This is a genomic window from Acinetobacter sp. YH01018 (genome assembly GCF_013420295.1).
Taxonomy (GTDB): Bacteria; Pseudomonadota; Gammaproteobacteria; order Pseudomonadales; family Moraxellaceae; genus Acinetobacter.
Genome location: NZ_VOYL01000035.1, coordinates 1 through 21,496 on the forward strand (window position 1 = coordinate 1; position 21,496 = coordinate 21,496).

18 protein-coding genes are annotated in these 21,496 nt (G+C 43.8%); 4 read left to right on the plus strand and 14 right to left on the minus strand.

The features are described 5' to 3' along the window. Positions 1-154: 154 nt before the first annotated feature. The 7 genes from FTT83_RS11445 to hcaE all read right to left on the minus strand — a co-directional run bounded on the left by FTT83_RS11445 (position 155) and on the right by hcaE (position 6,653). Complete coding sequence (locus FTT83_RS11445; protein WP_180174275.1) at positions 155-1,066, minus strand: DMT family transporter; 912 nt, start codon at positions 1,064-1,066, stop codon at positions 155-157. A gap of 294 nt (positions 1,067-1,360) precedes the next feature. After that, positions 1,361-2,587, minus strand: a complete 1,227-nt coding sequence (gene hcaD, locus FTT83_RS11450; RefSeq protein WP_180176624.1) for a 3-phenylpropionate/cinnamic acid dioxygenase ferredoxin--NAD(+) reductase subunit — start codon at positions 2,585-2,587, stop codon at positions 1,361-1,363. Positions 2,588-2,591: 4 nt separating this feature from the next. Next, the gene (locus tag FTT83_RS11455; protein ID WP_086195288.1) at positions 2,592-3,557 is read right to left on the minus strand and encodes a 3-carboxyethylcatechol 2,3-dioxygenase; all 966 of its coding nucleotides are present in this window, start codon (positions 3,555-3,557) and stop codon (positions 2,592-2,594) included. Positions 3,558-3,626: 69 nt separating this feature from the next. Next, positions 3,627-4,442, minus strand: a complete 816-nt coding sequence (hcaB, locus tag FTT83_RS11460; RefSeq protein ID WP_086195287.1) for a 3-phenylpropionate-dihydrodiol/cinnamic acid-dihydrodiol dehydrogenase — start codon at positions 4,440-4,442, stop codon at positions 3,627-3,629. Between the two features lie 2 nt (positions 4,443-4,444). After that, positions 4,445-4,771: a 3-phenylpropionate/cinnamic acid dioxygenase ferredoxin subunit gene (gene hcaC / locus FTT83_RS11465; RefSeq protein WP_180080059.1), complete on the minus strand. Its 327-nt coding sequence runs from the start codon at positions 4,769-4,771 to the stop codon at positions 4,445-4,447. Continuing rightward, positions 4,771-5,289 (minus strand): 3-phenylpropionate/cinnamic acid dioxygenase subunit beta, encoded by a 519-nt coding sequence (gene hcaF, locus FTT83_RS11470; protein WP_086195286.1) that lies wholly within the window; start codon positions 5,287-5,289, stop codon positions 4,771-4,773. Before hcaF ends, hcaC begins: the two co-directional genes overlap by 1 nt. Continuing rightward, positions 5,286-6,653 carry a 3-phenylpropionate/cinnamic acid dioxygenase subunit alpha gene (gene hcaE, locus FTT83_RS11475; protein ID WP_086195285.1) on the minus strand — a complete coding sequence of 456 codons (1,368 nt, stop codon included), beginning with the start codon at positions 6,651-6,653 and terminating at the stop codon, positions 5,286-5,288. The genes hcaF and hcaE overlap by 4 nt, the downstream gene beginning before the upstream one ends. A gap of 282 nt (positions 6,654-6,935) precedes the next feature. Between hcaE and hcaR the strand changes: the two genes are divergently transcribed. Beyond that, positions 6,936-7,835 carry a DNA-binding transcriptional regulator HcaR gene (hcaR, locus tag FTT83_RS11480; protein WP_086195284.1) on the plus strand — a complete coding sequence of 300 codons (900 nt, stop codon included), beginning with the start codon at positions 6,936-6,938 and terminating at the stop codon, positions 7,833-7,835. A 287-nt stretch (positions 7,836-8,122) separates the two neighbouring features. Further along, on the plus strand, positions 8,123-8,794 hold the full coding sequence (locus tag FTT83_RS11485) for a DUF1345 domain-containing protein (RefSeq protein ID WP_180080062.1): 672 nt from the start codon (positions 8,123-8,125) through the stop codon (positions 8,792-8,794). Between the two features lie 56 nt (positions 8,795-8,850). On the opposite strand, the gene FTT83_RS11490 is transcribed toward FTT83_RS11485, so the two are convergent. From FTT83_RS11490 to mhpD, 5 genes are all read right to left on the minus strand, one after another. Then, positions 8,851-9,708 carry an alpha/beta fold hydrolase gene (locus FTT83_RS11490; RefSeq protein WP_180176625.1) on the minus strand — a complete coding sequence of 286 codons (858 nt, stop codon included), beginning with the start codon at positions 9,706-9,708 and terminating at the stop codon, positions 8,851-8,853. Between the two features lie 295 nt (positions 9,709-10,003). Beyond that, on the minus strand, positions 10,004-11,293 hold the full coding sequence (locus FTT83_RS11495; protein WP_180176626.1) for an OprD family outer membrane porin: 1,290 nt from the start codon (positions 11,291-11,293) through the stop codon (positions 10,004-10,006). A gap of 429 nt (positions 11,294-11,722) precedes the next feature. Continuing rightward, entirely contained in the window at positions 11,723-12,742 is a 1,020-nt protein-coding gene (gene dmpG, locus FTT83_RS11500; RefSeq protein ID WP_180176627.1) for a 4-hydroxy-2-oxovalerate aldolase, read from the minus strand. An 11-nt stretch (positions 12,743-12,753) separates the two neighbouring features. Further along, complete coding sequence (locus FTT83_RS11505) at positions 12,754-13,650, minus strand: acetaldehyde dehydrogenase (acetylating) (protein WP_086195279.1); 897 nt, start codon at positions 13,648-13,650, stop codon at positions 12,754-12,756. A 38-nt stretch (positions 13,651-13,688) separates the two neighbouring features. Further along, complete coding sequence (gene mhpD, locus FTT83_RS11510) at positions 13,689-14,486, minus strand: 2-keto-4-pentenoate hydratase (RefSeq protein ID WP_086195278.1); 798 nt, start codon at positions 14,484-14,486, stop codon at positions 13,689-13,691. Between the two features lie 433 nt (positions 14,487-14,919). Here mhpD and FTT83_RS11515 point away from each other — a divergent pair, with 433 nt between their 5' ends. After that, positions 14,920-15,315 carry a hypothetical protein gene (locus FTT83_RS11515; RefSeq protein WP_180080069.1) on the plus strand — a complete coding sequence of 132 codons (396 nt, stop codon included), beginning with the start codon at positions 14,920-14,922 and terminating at the stop codon, positions 15,313-15,315. Between the two features lie 128 nt (positions 15,316-15,443). Here FTT83_RS11515 and FTT83_RS11520 read toward each other — a convergent pair whose 3' ends face one another. Together FTT83_RS11520 and FTT83_RS11525 are read right to left on the minus strand one after the other, a co-directional pair. After that, positions 15,444-16,112, minus strand: coding sequence for an HAD-IA family hydrolase (locus tag FTT83_RS11520; protein WP_180043079.1), 669 nt, complete (start codon positions 16,110-16,112; stop codon positions 15,444-15,446). 257 nt (positions 16,113-16,369) lie between these two features. Continuing rightward, complete coding sequence (locus FTT83_RS11525; RefSeq protein WP_180080072.1) at positions 16,370-17,332, minus strand: RluA family pseudouridine synthase; 963 nt, start codon at positions 17,330-17,332, stop codon at positions 16,370-16,372. Positions 17,333-18,094: 762 nt separating this feature from the next. Between FTT83_RS11525 and FTT83_RS11530 the strand changes: the two genes are divergently transcribed. Further along, on the plus strand, positions 18,095-21,490 hold the full coding sequence (locus tag FTT83_RS11530; RefSeq protein ID WP_180176628.1) for an Rne/Rng family ribonuclease: 3,396 nt from the start codon (positions 18,095-18,097) through the stop codon (positions 21,488-21,490). Positions 21,491-21,496 lie beyond the last annotated feature (6 nt).

Below are 21,496 nucleotides of genomic sequence, written 5' to 3' on the forward strand. Positions count from 1 at the left end.
TAATTCAAGTGAATTTGTTTGAAAGAAGAACTTTAAAAGCTTTATTTTCACCCGATAAAATACCCATAAAACAAGAGGAAGCTCAAATGAGCTTCCTCTTGTGAAAAATTGTGGGACAGCAATGAGCCTAAACTTCCTTTTTTATCCTGTTGTATTAACGCAGCTTAGAAAAATACTGCTGGCGCCATTCTTTCCAGAAGTACAGCACAATGCCGAACATCACCACCACAATGCCGAAAAAGGCATTTGGACTGATATGTTCGTTATTCAAGGTGGCACCTAGAACCAGGGCAATCACCGGGGTCATGACATTGCTTAGGGAAACCGTAGAGGCATTTAAACGGCGGATCAGCCAGAAGTAACACAGCATGGCCACAATGGAAGACATGATCATGGTAAAGATAAAACCAATCATGGCTCGTCCACTTGGCAGCACAGTTGGAAAATGCTGCCAGATAAACGGAATGATCAGTAGTGAACCCACTGCTGAGACCATCAGTGAACCGGTCGCTTGAGACATCGGTTTGAGTGGAGCATTAATCTGTTTGACCCAGAAAATCGAGCTGATATAAGACACCATGCTAATCAGCATCAACACCACACCAATTGGATTGACTTTACTGTCGGCAGAATCGGCAAAGACAAAGGTTAGACCGGAAACCGCAATCGCCATACCCAGCCATTGTAGCCAGATCAGTTTTTGCGTTTTTAAAATCACATGTCCGATCAGGCCTGCAATCAGCGGTGAAAAACCAAAGATCAGCGCCATTAACCCGGAAGTCAGATAATTGGCTGCAAGATAAATAAACAGCTGCGCACCAATTAAATTCAGACTACCCGCCACATAACTTTTTAACGAAGTCTGATCAAACGGCAGCGGGTCACGCATCAGCTTTAAAAGGAATAAGGCAATCAGCGATGCGCCGAAATAACGGATGATCAGCACCCACATCGGGTGAATTTCCTGCACACTCCACACAATCGCGAGCGGCGTCGTCGCCCAGATGAATACCAATAAAGCGTAAATACTTGCCGTGACCATCATGGAAGATGAATTTGAATTCATAAATTGCTCAATTTGATTTTGTAATAATGGATAAGACTGCCAATCGCCTATTTCCCATTATCGGCACGATGTCAAAGGCGACAGGGATGTCGCCCACTGATCTGGGGTATATGGACATACCCTCAGATCAGTAAAAGATTTTTGTTACTTTTCATCTTTGAAAAGTAAAAAACGCCTGCGCAAATGCATTTCAATTCATAATTTAATTTGAGGCTGTTACCTCAATCATATAACAGCCATAAAAAAACAGACCTATGCAAAACATAGGTCTGTCCAGAAATATCTCAATAAAACTTAAGCCACTTTGCGTAAATCCAGGCTTAAATCAAGATGTTTTTCTGCTTCAAAAGCGGTATTTTTGCTGATCATTTTTTTCAAATGACGCATTTCTTTTGCGGCATTGACCGTAATACCGGCAACGATTTGACCGTCAGTCACACCATACATCACAAATGAATTGTCTGCACCTTTGGCTGCATCCATTTCACCGCGAACATGCCATTCAGCTGCAGCCATATCGCCCACGAACTGGTAGTTAATGTCGAGTTGATCGGTCCAGAACCATGCCGGATTGGCTTTCGGATGCTCTACACCCATCACATGACGCGCGAAAATACCTGCCTGGAGGTTGGCATTTTCCCAGGTTTCGACACGGCGGTATTCACCATCTTCACGAAGCTGAGTCGCGACATCACCTGCTGCATAAATGTCAGCATTTGAAGTCTGGCAGTTTTCATTAACTTTAACCGCAAAATCAACATCCAGACCAGCCTCAACAGCCAGCTGTGCATTCGGCACGATACCAATACCGTAAATGACCGCATCGGCACGAAGCTCTTCACCACCCTCAAGGGTCACGACAACTTCTTCACCGTCTAACTTGCAGTCTGCAATCTTGGTTTCCAGACGTACATCCACACCGGCACGGCGTTGCTGCGCCAACAAGAATTCGCTCAGGATACGTGGCGATGAACGACCCATCACCATTGGCCCCTGTTCAATCACAGTCACTTCACATTCTTTGTAACGTGCAGATGATGCCAATTCAAGACCAATCACCCCACCACCAATCAACACAATACGTTGACCGGCTTGAAGCACAGGTACCAGTGCTTGTGAATCTTCAAGATTACGCAGGGTATACACATGTTTACCCAGCGCATCAAAGTTTGGCAAACGACGTGCTGCACCGCCTGTTGCAAGCAATAGCTTGTCATAAGCAACAACGTCACCGTTTTGAAGTTCAACTGTATGGGCCTCGGCATTGATTTTAGCCACGCCATTGCCACGAATAGTTGTTACACCAAGTTCAGCCAGTTTCTGTTCTGACAGAATTTCAATCTTGGTTTCTTCAGGTTTTAGAATCACATCCTTGGATAATGGTGGACGCTCATAAGGCAGATGCGTTTCATCACCAATCAAAATGATTTTGCCTTCGTACTTATTGCCACGAAGTTCTAAAATCGCACTTGCACCTGCCTGTCCAGCACCTACAATTACAATGGTTTCGATGTTGCTCATGTCATTAACCTTTTAACTCTGCAGATACGATGCCGAAACCAGCGATCCACTCACTGATGTCTTCGTAGCAATGTGTCGTCATGTCATATTCACCCATTTCATGCAGGGCAGCGAATGCAGCCATCCATGAACGGACTTCCTGACCACCACGGCCACCGTCACGGCGGATGTCAGCTTCAGTCATGGCTTCCAGTGCAGCGAAATCTGCATTCTTGAATTTCTCCAGTAATGCAATATCCCACTCCGGGCTTAATGGTACAGAAACTGAGGTATCCCCTGCAGCAAGCTTCTGTCCTACAGCAATCACTTTGGCCTGACGGGCATTACGTGCTTCAGGGCTTGGGTTACGACCCGCAATCAGGAATTCTTCCACTTCTGGTGGAACAGAACCCATTTGCGGAGTCGGTGGATCGTGTGACAAACCACCGGTACCCAGCACAAGAACACGTTCATTTTCAAGGTTTAAAGACTTGATAAACTGACCTACAGCACGACCTAAAGCGATGGTACGCTTGGTGGTTGGCATGGGTGCTGCAGCGCCATTAATAAAAACTGGAATCGTTGGATAACGATCAAGCTGACCTTCACACAGGAAATGTAAAGGCTGAGTCACACCATGATCCGCCTGCATACGGTATGAGTATGCAACGTCCACACCTTCGTCCAATACGCGGCGAACCAGCGCCAGCGCCTTGTCTTCAGGCACATCAATATGATCATTGTCCTTACCATAATCCCAGTCACCTGCCGCTTTGGCACGAATGCCCACACAGAAACTTGGCATCAGGTCATAGAAGAAACCATTGAAATGGTCTGGACCAAAGGTAATGATCAGGGTTGGGTCGTAAGCTTTGACTTCAGCAGACAATTTCTCAAAAGCAGCACGGACTTTCTGCTCTTTAGACTGATCTTGTGGTGAAGCAAATTCCATTAACGGACTGTGCGAAGCACAAATAAGTTTAACGGCCATGAGAGACTCCTTAAAAGGAAGGCAGCCAGAACAGGCTGCCGATAAGTCCATTTGATTTAGACTAGATTTTTATTCGTCAAAGAAACCGGCACGAGGCTGACGTAAGCCGCGAATTCCCAGACCACATTCTGCATTGATCAGAACACCAGTCAAAGGACGGTTATTTTGACGAGATGCCAACAGCACGTATGAACCCGTCATGTCTTCCGGTTCAGGCAAAAAGTTCAGTGGCATGCCACGTGCAATTTTCTCAGGATCACGCGCATCCAGCAGACCAAGATTTTCCTGACCTAATGATGCTGCCCCTTTGATATTGACATTCATACCTGACGGTGCAACGGCGTTCACTCGTACTTTAGGCGCAAGCTCGTAAGCCAGTTCTTTCATAATACCCACACCAGCATGCTTGGATGCCGTGTACACAGGGCCTCCGCCTGCCGAGTACAGTGCAGAGTTAGACAAAGTAAATATGATAGAACCTTCAGAAGCTATCAATGCATCCAGCGCAGCTTTGGCACCAAGAATTAAAGACTTGGTGTTAATACCCATGATTTCATCAAAGGCTTTTTCCAGTTGCTCACCCGATGTATTGACGATATCTGCATAATGATCCCAGATACCAGCATTGCCAACGAAACAGTCAAGCTTGCCGAAGCGCTCAACTGTTGCGTTTACGGCACGAACGTTGTCTTCATAGCTGGCTACATCACCGGCAATTGCTAATACTCGATCACCGAAATGGGCTTTCAATGCATCAACTTTTGCCTGTGAACGTTGAAGAACAGCAACTTGTGCACCCTCTTCCAGGAAACGTTCGACCAGTGCCCAGCCTAAACCTGAACCACCACCCGTAATAAGTGCAACTTCGCCTTGTAGCCAACCCATGATTACTCTCCTGACATCTCTACAAATAACTGACCATCTTCCACAATCACAGGGAAAGTCTGGATTGGATCAGTTGCTGGTAAGCATAATGCTTGACCAGTTTTCAAACAGAAACGTGCTGAATGCAGTGGACATTCCACAGTGCCGTCATCTTCAAGATAACCTTCCGACATAGAAGCATTACCGTGTGAACAACGGTCGTTCATTGCAAAGAACTCACCGCCATTGTTAAAAACTGCAAGCGCTTCGATACCGTTCACGCCGCAATCCACTTTCAATGCTTCGCCTTCGTCCAATTCGTCAACTTGGCAAACAAAAATCTTATTCATCAGAAGAACACACTCAGGTTATGTGAGGTATAAGTCACTTGGTCTAGGGTGATTTTGCGGTCAAAGATTTGCCAGCCTAAACCACCTTCAACTTTACGGATCTTGTCGTGACGTTTACCACAGTAAATCGTAATATCTTTCTCTTTTTGAGAACGGTAGAGCAGATAAGTCACGTACACGTCATATTCGCCTGCAACTTCAGTTGGTTCAACAATCACGTTGCTCACCATGTGAGTGGTACGTGATGGAGGCTCTTCAGCCCAAGCCATACCCGTTTCCAGACGCGCTACACGGCGTTCCAACAGATGTTTGTTGTCGTTGAACACCCAAGTTGTTGGTGGCTCAACTGAACGACGACGGTCACGGGTTTGTGCGTTTGGCGTGGTACGTAGCGTGTACGAAATATCTTCCGCCATTACGTCCAGCCATTCGCGGAATTTCCAGTCATCCAGCAATTTTGCTTCACGATAAAGGAACTGACTGATTTCGTGATGAAGTTCCAAACTGATTTGACTCATTTCACAAGCTCCTTCTCATATGCTTCAGCTGCTTTCTCAACATCTTCCCATTTTTCATGGATCAGCAGGTCTGCCCAACGGCGGTATAAGCCACGTGCAGCAGTTTCAGAGAAGATGTAGTTGGTAATACCTGGAATACCGTCTTCACGTACTTTTTCGTTACCTTTACCCATTTCCATAATGAGTTTGTTTTGACGAGCTTTATAACCACGTAATACTTTTTGAATTTCTACCCAGTTTTCAGAGTCATCTTGCTCAAGGAAACCAGCAGGGCCGAAAGCACGGGTTGCAGAACGTTCAAATGCTTCTTTTACGTCTTGTGGTGCGTCAGCATCACAGATACAGAATGCCCAAACCTCAGTTTTGTTTGGACCACGTGGGTGCCATACACGAAGTGTTGCCGTACCGTTCAACCAAGACAGTGTCGGGAACATGGTGTTGTGACCAGCAAGGCGTAGCGCACGGATTTCACCTAAACGGTCTTTTACTTCTTCGTAAGTTTCACGGAAGTAGTTTGCTACTTCGCCGTCTACCCAAACGTTAGCATCTGGTTTTTCAGTGAAGAAGAAGCCTGAACCATGTCCACGTTGACCGTATTGAAGTGCATCTTTTGCTGTTTCCCAAACTGGACGGGCCGTTTGTGCCGCACCTAACTGTTTAGATGCATCATCATCCGGTTTTGCACCAAGAACTTGTACCGCAGATGCGTGAGAGAACAATGCATGGTATTGGTCAGATGCAAACTGTTCAGCAGCAAATTTCCAGTTACATTCGATTTCCCACTTGTGTACACCACCAACGATGCAAGTACCGCCAGGACGACGATCTAGAACACCATCCAGGTACCAAGCGATGTCACCCATGTATTCTTCTAAGTCAGGTGTTGTTTCATCCCAGCAGCCAAATACCAGGCCTTTGTAAGATTTAACACGGTTAACTTCTACCAGACCCCATTGCTCTTTACATGCACCCTGTGGGTAAGCACGCTCTTCAAGCGGGATGTCTTTTAAAGAACCGTCAATACCGTAAGACCAGCCGTGGTATGGGCAAGTGAACGCACGGGTATTACCACAGTCTGCGAAGCTTACGCGCATAGAGCGGTGACGGCATTGGTTTAAAAATGCTTTGATTGAACCGTCTTTTTGACGTGCCACAATAATCGGATCTTCACCCATGTAGGTATTGAAGAAGTCACCTGCCTTAGGAATCTGGCTTTCATGACAAAGGAATAACCATGTACGACCAAAAACGCGTTCAAGTTCTAGTTCATATAGATCTGGGTCTGTATAGATAGATGGCGAGATACGTCCATTTTGTGCATCGACTAAAGCGTCGATTTCGCGCACATCAATTTTTCCACTCATGAAAAGCTCTCCTGTGACCAGTAACGGCACAAAGTAAATAGACTCAACTTTTCAGCGATAATGGATTTTTAGCCAGTTTTGGGGAAATATTTTTTTTGTTTCAATTAAGATATTTTATGAATTACTTAAAACTGTAGCTTATATATTTAAACACTAATGAAAAATACAAGATCATTTATTTTCTAAATGGCAGAATAATCTTCACCTAATAGTTGTTTATAGATTATACTGCTACAAAAATATAGTAAGACATTTTTTGGATTACTCTTTTGGACGAGTTATATGGAATTACGACACCTACGCTATTTTATCACCGTTGCAGAAGAACTTAACTTCAGTAAGGCTGCATTAAAGCTTTATACCGCACAGCCCTCTTTAAGTCAGCAAATTAAAGATCTGGAAGAAGATGTCGGGGTAAAACTGCTTTATCGTACCAAACGTAAGGTTGAGCTGACTGAAGAAGGTGCCGTATTTCTCGAGCAGGCGCGCTTAACCCTAGCACAGGCAGATAAAGCGATTGCCATGGCACGCCAGGTTTCGCAAGCCAAACAGCAAATGCTGCGCATCGGCTTTGTTCCGGTGGCGGAAATGAAAATTTTCCCTTATGTACTACCAAATCTACGCGTGCAAAACCCTGATTTAAAAATCGATTTGCTCAGCTTAAATAACAGTGAACAAATGAAGTTGCTGAAAAAAGGGGAACTGGACGTCACCTTTACCCGGCACAATCTCAATAGTGATGAAATTGAAAGTCTATTTGTGTTACGTGAGCCACTGATCTTTATTTTACCGAAAGACCACCCCTTGGCTAAGTATGAACGAATTCCTGTTAAAGAATTGAATGGTATAGATTTTATTATTCCTGCTGCAGAACAGTCCTTAACATTACATAATGCCATTATAGATTTTTCCCATGCCAATGGCATTGAATTCAATATTGTGCAAAAGGCCGATAACATCCTGTTTAACATCAATTCTGTAGGGATGGGTTTAGGCTGCACCATTCTGCCGGGCTATGTTGCACCACTAACCATGGAAAATACTGTGATTCGCCCCTTAGATGTAGAACTGCCTTACCTCGACCTGTATGTGAGTTACCATAAAAACAGCAGCTCTATCGCAGTGAAGAAATTTATTGAATTGCTGACCCATGTTTTCTATCTAAATATAAACCGCACTTAAAAAAATTTTTATGCTTTTGCACCGGATTGAAGCCACCATTATTTTGCTAATAAATAATGGTGGTTTTTTTTATTTCAATTTGTGTATTTTTAGTCCAGATTAGACTTAAGTCTTACGTTTTTTTCTTATCATTAACACGCTATTTATAGGGAATAACGCATAACTTTTTCTTTAGCCATTTATAAATCACATTTCATCATCGAGAATTACAACTTAAGTCTAATAAATTTCCCACAAACTTTTTAAAATGTTAAAAAACAACAATAACGATAAAAGGTTGCCCCCTCATGCATCTATTACGCCGTATAAAAACAGGGATTCAGCACCATCTTTATTTCTTTCTAACCTTTCCGTTTATTGCTGTGCTGTATGCTACTTTTCAGTTCATGACCTCATGGAACTGGTCAACCTGCCTACTAATGAGCTGGAATCTGGTCATCTATGCCTATTTATTTTTCACCCTGAAAAAACTCTGGCGCATTGATCATGCGCATATCCTGCAACGTGCGAAGGAACAAGATGCCAGTAAATGGCTGATTCTATTTCTGGTCCTGCTGACCTTATTCATCTGCTTCATCGCGCTGATTATTGAAGTGAATAATTTGCCGAGCAATACGCTCATTCAAACCGCTCATATCATTTTATCCATGGTGACCATTACCTCTGCCTGGTTCCTAATGCATACCATTTTTGCGATTCATTATGCGCATGACTTTTATCTGGCACTCGACAAGAATAATGAAGGCGGGCTGGAGTTTCCCAAAACACCTAGACCGACTTATCCCGACTTTTTATATTTTAGTTACATCGTCGGTACTTCCGCACAAACGGCAGATGTTTCCATTACCCACTCCGCAATGCGGGTTCTAAATACCCTGCACCTGCTGCTGGCCTACGGCTTTAATACCACCATTCTGGCCATCACGATCAATGTGGCAGCAAACTTTATCAGCCCTTGAGCAAGAGCATAAAAAGGATGACCGAAGTCATCCTTTTTATTGGCTAGACGGCGGGATTAAACGCCACGAGCAGTTAAATAGTTTTTAATCACTGTATTGAACTCTTCAGCTTTTTCCACTTGAGACCAGTGGCCACACTGGCTGAAAATGTGTGCATCAGCATTGGGTACAATGTTCAGGATATCCCAGGTACGAGAAACTGGAATCACCACGTCTTGAGTACCATGAATCAACAATACAGGCACAGTGATGTCTTTCATTTTTTCGAAGTCTAACGGGAATTCGAAACGGTCACGGTCACGTGCGCCCACTACGTCCATCAAACGGTTCGATGCATAGTCATTTGCAGCAGAAGCAAAACGTACTTTCACAAGCTCATCAGTAATCAGGTCTTTGTTCACTACAAACATAGACAATGTTTTCTTGATGCCTTCCTCAGTCAATACCGGATTCGCATGCGCTTTCAGTGCAGCAGTCTGTTTTGCACCGCCAGTACCCATAGATACGATACCAAGTACACGCTCTGGATAATCCAGCGCCAACTGGAATGCCAACCAGCCACCTAAAGAGTTACCCACCAGCCAGGTTTTTTCAATGCCCAGCGCATCTAAAGTACGCACCGCATGGTCTACCCAGGCACGGATACCATATTCAGTACCCGGCGCAACCACAGTTTGACCATAACCAATTGTATCAATGGCGATACAACGCGCCTGCTCCCCAATTTGTGGCAGGTTTAACCACCAGTTTGCCGCAGCAGATACACCAGTACCTGAACCGTGCAAGAACAGGATAGGCGTACCCTCACCCACTTCGTGATAGTGAGTCAACTCACCTTCTGCAGTTTCAATCCATTTGTCTTCTAAGCCAAAGAATGGATCTGTTGTATATTCAGGGATTTGAACAGTGCTCATACATACTCCTCGTACAGTCTTTAGCTTGCGTTTCCATCTTGATTCAGAATTTAACGTCAAGTTGACTCGGTGAAATTTACTTTTTTACCGCCTTATATTACCTGTTCAAAGCGGTCAAACTGATACAAATTTACGATCAAATACTATAAAAAAACGATAATTTAACTATTTGTTTTTAAATAATTTATTAAAGACTAAACCCTTATTTTTATTAAGGCATTTAATAAAAAAATAGCTTTTTACACAGCAAAAAAAAGCGACTGATTTAAAGCCGCTTTTTTATGACACCGCTTAATTAGAACTTATAAGTATAAGTTGTTGCTACACGGTGTTCTTGAAGGTCGTTACCGAAGTTATAGTTGGTATCGATGAACATGTAGTTGAAGCCTAAGCCTTTTAACTTACCTTCAGGTACAACATAGTTTACGATCACGTTATTTTCGTTTTCTTTGCCTTCCTTCTTACCTGCACCTAGATCAATATTGTCACCACGGAAGTGACGTACTGTCGCAGTTAGACCAGGGACACCTGCTTCAGCAAAATTATAGGTATAACCTAAACTCCATGAACGCTCATCTTTACGAATGAAACTTGCAACAGACCAGTTGTCTAGGAATGGTTGTGGTACCCAACCGCCCAATGTAGGGAACAGTGCGACATCACCAAAGTCGCCAAACATTTGTTGATAACCCAACTGAACAGTGTGCATACCGTGATTTACTTTAGCACCTGCAGAAACGGCTTGGCTGTCAATCTTGCCATATAGTTTGTCACCAGATTCGCTGTTGTCAAAATAGCGAACGTGGGTATCTAGTTTGGTTTTTTCAGCCAAAGTCGTTTTATAGTTCGCAGCAACATAATGCTGTTGATAGATGTTGGTGACATCTGCATACCAGTAGCTACCACCCAATTTTGGTGTAAATTGATGATCTACGCCAACAATGTACATGCCATCATCAGTAGACTTATTCGCCGCTTTTGCTTTAGCAAAATCATTTTGTGGGAACAAGGTCAAATCTTGATATTGGTTGTCATAACGTGCATTGATGCCATCAATATAAGCCAAGGTCAGCTTCGTATCTTTAAGCTCTTTAGATTCCAACCAAGCACCGCTATAAGTGGTTAATAATTGGCGCGATGGATCAAAGAACACCACAGGTGACATTGGCTGTAAGTCACCTACTTTTAATTCAGTTTCAGAAACTTTAACTTTTAAAGTTGTACCTAACTTAGCATTATCACGTTCAGTTTTCTTCTCATTTTCATTGTATGGCATATGAATGTCATTCACATTACCACGTGATTTTAGACCAATCGCATATTGTGCTAATAAATCAGCGCCCACTTGAATGCCTGCACCAATATCGTGATAACCCGATTTAGCATCTAAAGTGACTGCTTGAGTCCAGTTGCCATAACCTGGGTTATAAACTCCAGCTGTATCTTGGTTATATTCACGGTCTAAATAAAAGTTTTTAAATTTTAATTGGACATTACTGTCGTCAACAAAATCTGCATTCGATGCAGTTGTTCCTAAAGTTGCTGTCGCAGCAAGCATTGCTATCCATAAGTTTTGACGACGCATGGCTGAATTCCCTAGTAATCAAATTAAGCTATGGCGCCATCATGCTAAACAATCACAAAAAACGAAATCCGACCAGAGTATTAAGATTTATTGCCTTTATGGCTATTTCCGCTGGTTTTTATTTTAAAGATTAAGCTCACGTTAAGAACTTTAAACAATAAGTCATTTTATCTTCCTTTCATTTCATTATTGTTAAACCTTTGTTTCAGTGTTTATTTTCAAAGAATTTAGGCTTTTTGACCGCAAAAAAAAACTGATTAATCGCTTTTAAGTTTAACCCAGTCGAAAAATCACTTAAGCAATTGATTATATTAATATATCACAACTATTTCATGATATTTTTTATCTATAAAGCCAAGTGTCAAATCAAGATCCAGCCATAAAAAAAGCGCCCTTCCGAACGCTCTTTTCGCTTTGACTTAAAATAAATTAAGCATTGGCTTCTTTGGCTTTAGACATGGTCAATGCCAAGTCTTCAATCATGTCTTCCTGACCGCCGACTGTACCACGACGACCAAGTTCCATCAGGATTTCACGTGCAGACACGCCATATTTCGCTTCAGCACGTTTAGCAAATAACAGGAATGATGAGTAAACACCTGCATAACCTAAAGTTGCTGCATCACGGTCGGCACGAATCTGATGGGTCATCATTGGAATGATGAGATCTTCCGCAACGTCTTGCACCTTAAACAGGTCTACACCGGTTTCCATCTGCATACGGTTAGCAACCGCAACAAACAGTTCAAGTGGTGTATTACCTGCACCTGCACCTAAACCAGCAGAAGCCAAGTCAACACGCGTTGCACCAGCAGTCACAGCAGATACAGAGTTTGCAACACCCATACCCAAGTTATGGTGACCATGGAAACCGATTTCGATGTCTGAACCCAGGTTGGCACGTAAAATACCTACGCGGTCAGTCACGTCTTGAGGAAGCATGTAACCTGCAGAATCCGTTACATAGATACAGTTTGCACCGTAAGACACCATTTTTTGTGCTTCTTCCAACAGTTTTTCTGGAGAAGCCATGTGTGCCATCATCAAGAAGCCCACAGTGTCCATACCGAGTTTACGTGCAGCAGTAATGTGCTGTTCAGAAACGTCAGCTTCAGTTGAATGCGTTGCCACACGAATGGTAGAAACACCAACATCATGCGCCATTTGCAAGTGATCAACCGTACCAATACCCGGCAGTAAAAGTGCAGATACTTTTGCCTGTTTCAGGTTTGGAATCACTGCCTTCAAATATTCTTCATCGGTTGCCGCTGCAAAACCGTAGTTCACAGAGTTACCGCCCAAGCCGTCACCGTGTGTAACTTCAATTAAAGGGACACCTGCATCATCCAGAGCAGTTGCAATCGCAACCATTTGCTCAGGTGTAGTTTGATGGCGCATAGGATGCATGCCATCACGTAAAGTCATATCATTAATAATAATCTTAGACATGAAGATGCTCCTTATGCTTCAACTGCGTTTAAAACACGTTCTGCAAACATTTCTGCGGTACGCGCAGCTGCTGCAGTCATAATGTCGAGGTTACCGGCATATTTAGGCAGGTAATCGCCCAGGCCTTCAACTTCCAGGAAGATGGATACACGGTTACCATCAAATACTGGACCGTTTACCAGTTTGTAACCTGGCACGTATTTTTGAACTTCCTTGATCATCGCATGCACAGATTCTGTGATTGCCGCCTGATCTGGTTCGCCTTCAACCAGACAGTGAACCGTATCACGCATCATCAGTGGTGGCTCTGCCGGGTTAATAATGATGATCGCTTTACCCGCTTTAGCACCACCAACTTTTTCAATCGCACCGGCTGTAGTACGAGTGAATTCGTCGATGTTTTTACGTGTACCTGGACCTACAGATTTAGTCGATACAGTAGCAATGATTTCACCATATTCAACTGCTTGAACACGTGAAATTGCTGCAACCATAGGAATCGTTGCCTGACCACCACAAGTTACCATGTTTACGTTTGGTACTTCGCCCGCGTCTAACAAAGCTTCCAGGTTTACTGGTGGTACACAGAATGGACCGATCGCAGCAGGCGTCAAGTCAATCATCAACACGCCAAGTTCATTCAACTTGCGGCTGTTTTCAGCGTGAACGTAGGCAGAAGTTGCATCGAATGCAATTTTGATGTCGTCTTCCAGAACGTGAGGAAGTAAACCGTCTACACCGTCAGCAGTGGTTTTTAAACCCATTTTCGCAGCACGTGCCAAACCTTCAGAAGTTGGGTCAATACCCACCATCCATACTGGCTCTAGAAATTCACTGCGTTGTAATTTATATAGCAAGTCAGTACCAATGTTGCCTGGACCGATCAATGCACATTTAATCTTCTTCATGAACAATTTCTCTTAAAAAACGCTCTTAAAATCTGGACTTATTCAGCAGCGAATGCAGCAGTTACAGAACCAAAACCTTCAATTTCAACCACGAATTCATCACCCGGGTTAGCGACAACCATAGGACCTAATGCACCTGTCAGGATGATGTCGCCTGCAAGTAAAGGACGACCACGACGTACCATTTCATCCGCCAGCCAAACCGCAGCGTTTAACGGGTTAGCCAGACATGCTTTACCAACGCCTTGAGACACGACTTCTTCACCGCGTTTCATGGTCATTTTGCAATTTACAAGATCAAGATTTTCAAGTTTCACAGGACGTGAACCCAAAACATAAGCCGCAGAAGAAGCGTTATCTGCAACCGTATCAATCAATGAAATTTTCCAGTTTTCAATCCGGCTATCGACTACTTCTACAGCAGGCAGTGCATATTCAGTCGCACTGATAATGTCTGCATAAGTGTGTTTTTCTTGGGTTAAATCTTTGTTGATGATTAACGCGATTTCTGCTTCAACTTTGGGTTGAATCAATAGACCTGCTGGAATCGCTTCGCCATCACCATAAGCCATGTCAGCAAACAACATACCGAAGTCCGGTTGGTCTACACCCAGCTGCGCTTGCACAACTTTAGAGGTCAAACCAATTTTACGGCCAACCAAACGACGACCTTCAGATAATGCGCGCTCTGTATTTACTTCCTGAACGGCGTATGCGATATCCACGTCAGCACTTTCGCCACCAAGTTGCGGGCGAACAGGGGCAATCGCAGTTTTTGATAATTCAGCGTTACGTAATGCTTGCGCAACTGATTCAACAACAGCAGAATTCGACATCAATGTTTCCTTAAACTGCAAAAATTGGACTTATACCGTTATCGATGGAAATGCGATGAACAACAAGAAGAAATCTGTGAACTGATCAAAGCCATCAGCAAAGGGCTGCTGCCCATCTTGGCAAACGCGTATATGTATAAACAGTTTTAGAATCGGAAAATTGCGCTTTTTATGCCAATACTTATTTTATTTATGACAATAGCTAATTCCTATAAATTAACTTGGTTTTATTTAAAAAAAACAGCCATATGAACCAAATATAAAAACTGTTTTCCCATATGAACTTAATGTCAGATTGTCAGATTCATGAAATAACCATCGATCTACGACTAAAAGACTAGATTGAATGCTTATTTTGAGTACAAAAACCCTATTTCAGCAGACCTAAAAATGTTATTTATATTTTTTAAAATCAACAAACTACAGCTACTTTATGAACCATAAAACCATTTTCAGTACAATTTTACTGATCATCCTTTCCTGCTCAACTTTCGCACAGAATTATCAGCAGTCACTAAAAGGCAAATACCTTGTTTTAGCGGATGCTGAATGCGCAGGCTTAAAATTTAATGCCCAGGCGACTGCTGCAGCATGGCAAAATGAAATGGACTGCAGCCACGGCTACTATAATAAAGATGCCTGGCGTATTACCTGGATTGCACCAGAAATTTTTGTCATGACTGAAGTGATTCGTCCCAATGAAATTTCACCGCCACGCAATGAAATTTATAAAATCATGAGTATTCAAAACAAAACCGTTACCGTCACCAATTACTGGACGGGTTGGGGCAATCACAAACCCGAACTACAAAAATTTAGAATGAAATAAAGATGAAACTTGTTTCATCACTACCGAGACCCTCTTTATTTCTTCCATCGGGGTAAATAAAAGACCCTTATGAAAGAAGTTCAAAAAAAAGGTGACTTTACATCACCCTTTTTAGTCTTCAGCTTGGATCAAACCGCCTGTTTCAAATTCACATGGTTTAATAAAAGCTGATGCAAATCTGCGACCTCATCTGCAATGGCCAGCGGATGATAGCGGGAAAGGACTTCCGGAGTATGGACCCCATAACTTACCCCTATACGCGGCATGGCAATATTTTGTGCCATTTCCAGATCATAGGAAGTATCACCGACCATGATCGCATGTTCAGCCTGGACACCAGTTTGGGTCAGAATTTCTTCCAGCATTAAAGGATGTGGTTTAGATCGGGTTTCACTGGCTGCACGTGTCGCCGCAAACAGCTCCATGCTTTGTGTCTGCTTTAAAACACGATCCAGACCTTTACGGCTTTTGCCTGTAGCGACTGCCAGTTTCACCCCTGCTTGAGCCAATGCTTCTAACATGTCGGCAACACCAGCGAACCATTGATCACCAGTTGAATTGGCAACATAGTGCTCTGAATAGGACTGTAAAATATCGGCATGTAACTCAGGCACAGCCGGAAATAAACGCTGTGCGACTTCCGGTAAACCTAGCCCGATAATACTTTTGGCATCTTCATCTGTTAAGGGTTGCTGGAATTGTTGTGCTGCGAACTGCAAACTCGCCACAATTTGACCGACCGAATCAAATAAAGTGCCATCCCAATCGAAAATAACCAGTTTTACAGGTGTGTTCATAAATGCTTTCCTAGTATTTGATTCAGTATTTAATTATTCACCTCCCCCTAGCCTTCTCCTACAAGGAGAGAGAAACCCTTTTGCTTAGTCATTCATTTTTTACTAAATCAAAATACTGACTACACGAAGTCTGAGTTAATGACAGAATATTTTACGTGATGTCCCCTCTCCTGAACGAGTTTAAAGCACTGCTTTAAACGATGTGCAAGAAAGGAAACTTGCGCAGCAATGCTGCTCAGGGAGAGGATTAAAACTTACTAGTCATCAAAAGTAACGACCGGCTTATCCTTCTTCTGCGCTCTGAGCTGCGCCACCAGACTCTGCATATCTTCAGGCAAAGGTGCTTCAATGATCGGATAACCCGGAATTTCCAGACGCATGGCATGTAAACATAAACGACGCGGCTTTGGCCCCTTATATTCAGTCTCATGACCGTATTTATCATCACCAATTAAAGGATGACCAATACTCAAACCATGTACACGAATCTGATGGGTACGGCCAGACAGTGGTGAAGCGTAAACCAGTGTGCCATGCATGAAACGCTCTGCTACCTTCCACTGGGTTTTACTGTCTTTACCTTCTTTAGAGACACGAACCCGGCGCTCACCATTGGCCAGCTCATAACGGTGCAAAGGGGCATCAATCAGCTGTTGATCCAGGCTCACCTGCCCTTTGACAATCGCGGCATAGGTTTTTTTGATTTTGTGTTCACGCAATAAATCTTGCAGCGTTTTTAAAGTACTGCGTTTTTTACTGATCATCACCAGTCCCGAAGTATCGCGGTCAATACGGTGAATCAGTTCCAGATATTTCTTGCCGGTGGCTGCACGCAGTCCTTCAATCAGCCCATACGCCACACCACTACCGCCATGCACGGCAATCCCTGAAGGTTTGTTTATTACCATCAGGCCTTCATCTTCATACACCACTCGACTAAGCAGGCTTTGCGCCACTTTATCCGATACTGGTGCCGCCGTTTCATCTTTAGGCTCAAAACGAATTGGTGCAACGCGAATCTGGTCACCAATATTCAGTTTGGTTTCCGCCTTAACGCGCTTTTTATTGACCCGAACCTGTCCTTCACGGATTAAACGATAAATCCGACTTTTTGGTACACCTTTAAGTCTGGAAAATAAAAAATTGTCGATGCGTTGACCCAATTGATGCTCGTCCACTTCAAACCAGGTGACACTTTGCCATTCTTGCGTAGAATTCATACAGTTACGATGACCCAAAAAATACTAAAATTGATTAAAAACTGATCACTTGGGCTATGCTTTACACAAGAAAGATAAGCTTAGCCCATAGGCAGATGATGCAAGGTTTGATATAGTCAGCGCACGGATACCACCGTTAGTGTGAAAAAATTTAATTCCTTCAATATTTTTGAAGCTCAAAATTAAATTTCACAATTCACATTAAACACGGAAAGGTCCCTAAAGAATATGCCGACGCCGAAGGCTTATTATATCGGCAAAAAAGCAAACTGTTGCGTTTAATTGTACTTCGTACATAAATCAGTTTGCCCTAAAAAATATGTCGCCAACGTTAAGTTGGTTTTTAAACGTAAACTGATACACATCAGATTAGTCGCACCCTGAAGTTGTATTCAGGCTATAACGTTGATGCATTGGATCTGCACATAAAGCAACGATACGATGATAATTCCGTATCAAGACGCCCGATCATGAATTAATGAAGGGACGGTCTTCAAGCTACGTGACAGTGAAAGTTACTCACATCTAATGCACCGTTAGTCCGCCAGTGAATCGTTCAGGTGACTTTAATCGTTTATAAGATTGAAGCCGTATTGCCATCTTCAATACGTGAATCAAAAACCGAAGCCTAAAAAAAGGCCGGTAAAAAAAGCTCAGACCACAATTGCGTCATTTTGAGATCTGGGTGTTGATCCGTAATGTGTGATGTTCGCTACGTGTATAGCGATGTTTTGGTGTGTATCACTATTAGGTGTTACACCCATGAAACGTATGTTGATTAATGCAACACATGCCGAAGAGATTCGCGTTGCACTTGTCACTGGTCAGCGTCTTTACGATTTCGATCTAGAAAATCGTACCCGTGAACAAAAAAAATCCAATATCTATAAAGGTCATGTGACTCGCGTTGAACCTTCTTTAGAAGCTGTTTTTGTAGAGTATGGTGCAGGCCGTCAGGGTTTCCTGTCTATGCGTGAAATCGCAAACTCTTACTACAAGGCAGATCCTCGCCAAACTTCAAATATCCGCGAATTGATCACTGAAGGTACCGAACTTTTAGTACAAGTGGAAAAAGAAGAACGTGGCAATAAAGGCGCTGCCCTGTCTACATTTATCTCGCTTGCTGGCCGTTATTTGGTGCTTATGCCAAATAATCCGAAAGGTGGCGGTATCAGCCGTCAAATTTCCGGTTCAGTTCGTGAAGAATTGAAAGAAATGTTGGCCTCACTGAATATTCCTCGTGGTATGAGCGTGATTGTTCGTACTGCGGGTATTGGTCGCTCTCAAGAAGAATTGCAACTTGACTTGCAACACTTGATGGATCTTTGGGCACAAATCCAAAACACGGCTGGTTCTGGTCCATCACCAATGCTGGTACATCAAGAAGCCGGTGTGGTAACACGTGCAATTCGTGACTACTTACGTGATGATGTTGCAGAAATCCTGATTGACTCTGAACAAGCCTATAACGAAGCGTATAACTTCGTAAAAGCGGTTATGCCACGTCAAATCGACAAGCTCAAAACCTATACTTTAAATGAGCCTTTATTTGCTCATTTCGGTATTGAAAGTCAAATCCAGACTGCCTATGAACGTGAAGTAAAACTTCCTTCTGGCGGTTCAATCGTGATTGACCAGACTGAAGCTTTGGTGTCGATTGATATTAACTCGGCTAAATCGACTCGTGGTCACGACGTTGAAGACACCGCTTTAAATACCAACCTGGAAGCAGCCGAAGAAATTGCACGTCAACTGCGTTTACGTGATATCGGTGGCCTGGTAGTAATCGACTTCATCGACATGACTAAAGACCGCAACCAGCGCATGGTTGAAGCCAAACTTCGTGAAGCGACCCAAAGCGACCGCGCCCGTATTCAATTCGGTCAATTGTCCCGTTTTGGTTTAATGGAAATGAGCCGTCAACGCTTACGCCCATCGCTTGAAGAAGCAACCGGTTACGTATGCCCACGCTGTCATGGTACAGGTATGGTGCGTGATTTACGTTCTCTTTCCCTTTCGATTATGCGTAAAGTGGAAGAAATTGCACTTCGCGAACGTCATGGTGAAGTTCAGGTCGAAGTTCCGGTTGAAATCGCAGCATTCATGTTGAATGAAAAGCGTCATACTTTGGTGTATTTAGAACAGACTTCAAATGTCCGTGTAACCGTGTTGCCTCACCCGCACCTAGAAACACCGCATTACGAAATCACTTATAATGCTGAAGGTTTTGCACCAACCAGCTATGAACGTACCGAAGCAACACGTTCAAGCGAAAAAGAGTTGGGTTATGAATCTTCTGAATGGCATTTGGAAGGTGAGCAACAAGCTCAAGCTGCTGCGCAGGCACCTGCTCAGCAACAGGCTAAAAACCAAAACAACAAGCCACAACGTCGTCCACAACAAGTAGCTCAAGAAGTACAGCAATCACAACCAGCTCAAGTTGCGCCTGCTGCTCAAGCTTCATCAAGCCCATGTGCATGGCTAGAAAACCTGTTTGTGCAAAAGCAAGCTAAAACAGTTGATCAAGCACGTACTGCAAACAATGCTGCTGCTGCCATTGAACAAATGGTCAATGGTGGTGCGGTCAGCCGTGGTCAATTCGGTCAGGTTGTAACATCTGCGCCTACTCAGAGCGCACCACCGGTTGCCACTGCAAACAACAATGCTTACTTATCGCCAACTGCGCCTGTAACACAAAAACAGGAACAGCATGAAGTTGCAGATAAATATTCTGATAAAGAAGAAAAATCGCAACGTCACAACAAAAAGCGTAATAAGCCTAAAGAGCAACGGGAACAAACTCAGCACGACAATCAGCAAAACCAAGTGCATGAAGAAATTGTTCAGGTTTCTCGTCATGAGCAGCGTCAAGAACAACGTCCGGAACAGCGCCAGGATTCACGTGAAAACAAGCGCCCGACTCGACGTCAACACGCTGAACAGCAAAACGCCGATCAACAAGCAGAGCAAAATGCTGTGCCACGCCGTGACCGTCGTAACCAGCAACGTCCTGAACGCCCACATCGCCAGCGCGATCAAAGCGTATTGAACGAGCAGCCAGCACAACAAGCTGCACCTGCTGCGCTAGTGAATGAACAGCAACCTAAAGTCGAAGTGATTGATACACCTCGCCAGGATGTTCTTCCAACCGCATTGGTGATTAATATCGATCAGGCAAAAAGTCAAATTGTTGCATTAAATTCGGCACCTGCTGCAGTTGAAGCACCAATTACTCAGGCTGCTTCTGTAACAGTTGAAGCACAAGTGCCGGTCATCGAGAAACCAGTGGTCGTGCAGGAAGAAAAACCTGCTGCAGCTGAAACTCATGAACCACACAAGCCACGTCCTGCAGAAAAACGTGCCAGCAACGATCCGCGTATGCGTCGTCGCCAAAAACGTGAAGCTCAGGCAAGACAGGCTCAGGCGCCGAAGCTAAGCCCTTCTCAGGTTCCAACTTTGGGTCAATACACCGTGATCAGTCTCATTCGCCATGTCTATGGTGAAGATTGTTCAGTGCTGATTGAACAGTTTGGTTTAATTCCAACGTTCAACCGTGCCCTGGTGAAATTTACCGAGCAATATGCTGCAACACTCGCGACTCAGACAACTGAAGCACCAGCACAGCCGGTAACACGCGATGTAGCAGTTACAAAAGCCGCACCTGAAGCAGAACCTGCACCAGTGCTGGACTTGACACCACCAAAACCGGTGTCTGACAAACGTGTAGCAAATGATCCACGTGAACGTCGCCGTTTGGCAAAACAGGCTGCTGAACAAGCTTTAGAGCAAGCAAAGCAGGCGCATAGTCAACCTGAAACTGCTCCAGCTGAAGCAATGCCGGCCGAAACTATTGCTGTAACAGAAGCAGAAACAGCGCCAGCCGAAGTGGCCGAGCCTGTTGTGATTGAAGTAGTTGCTGAACCTACTGCAGAAACTGTTGTTGCTGCTGAAACGGTAATTGCTACAGAGGAAACCGAACAGGCTGCTGAACCAGTACAGGCTGAATTGGCGGTAGAAGCTGCTCAGGACGCACAAAATCAGGTCGAGCCAACTGCAGAAGCTGAAAAAACCGAAGGGGAAGATGGAGACAAACCTGTCCGTCCTCGTCGTCCTCGCGGTCGTCCACCAAAGAAAGCAACACCTGCAAATGAGTCGTAATTTGTT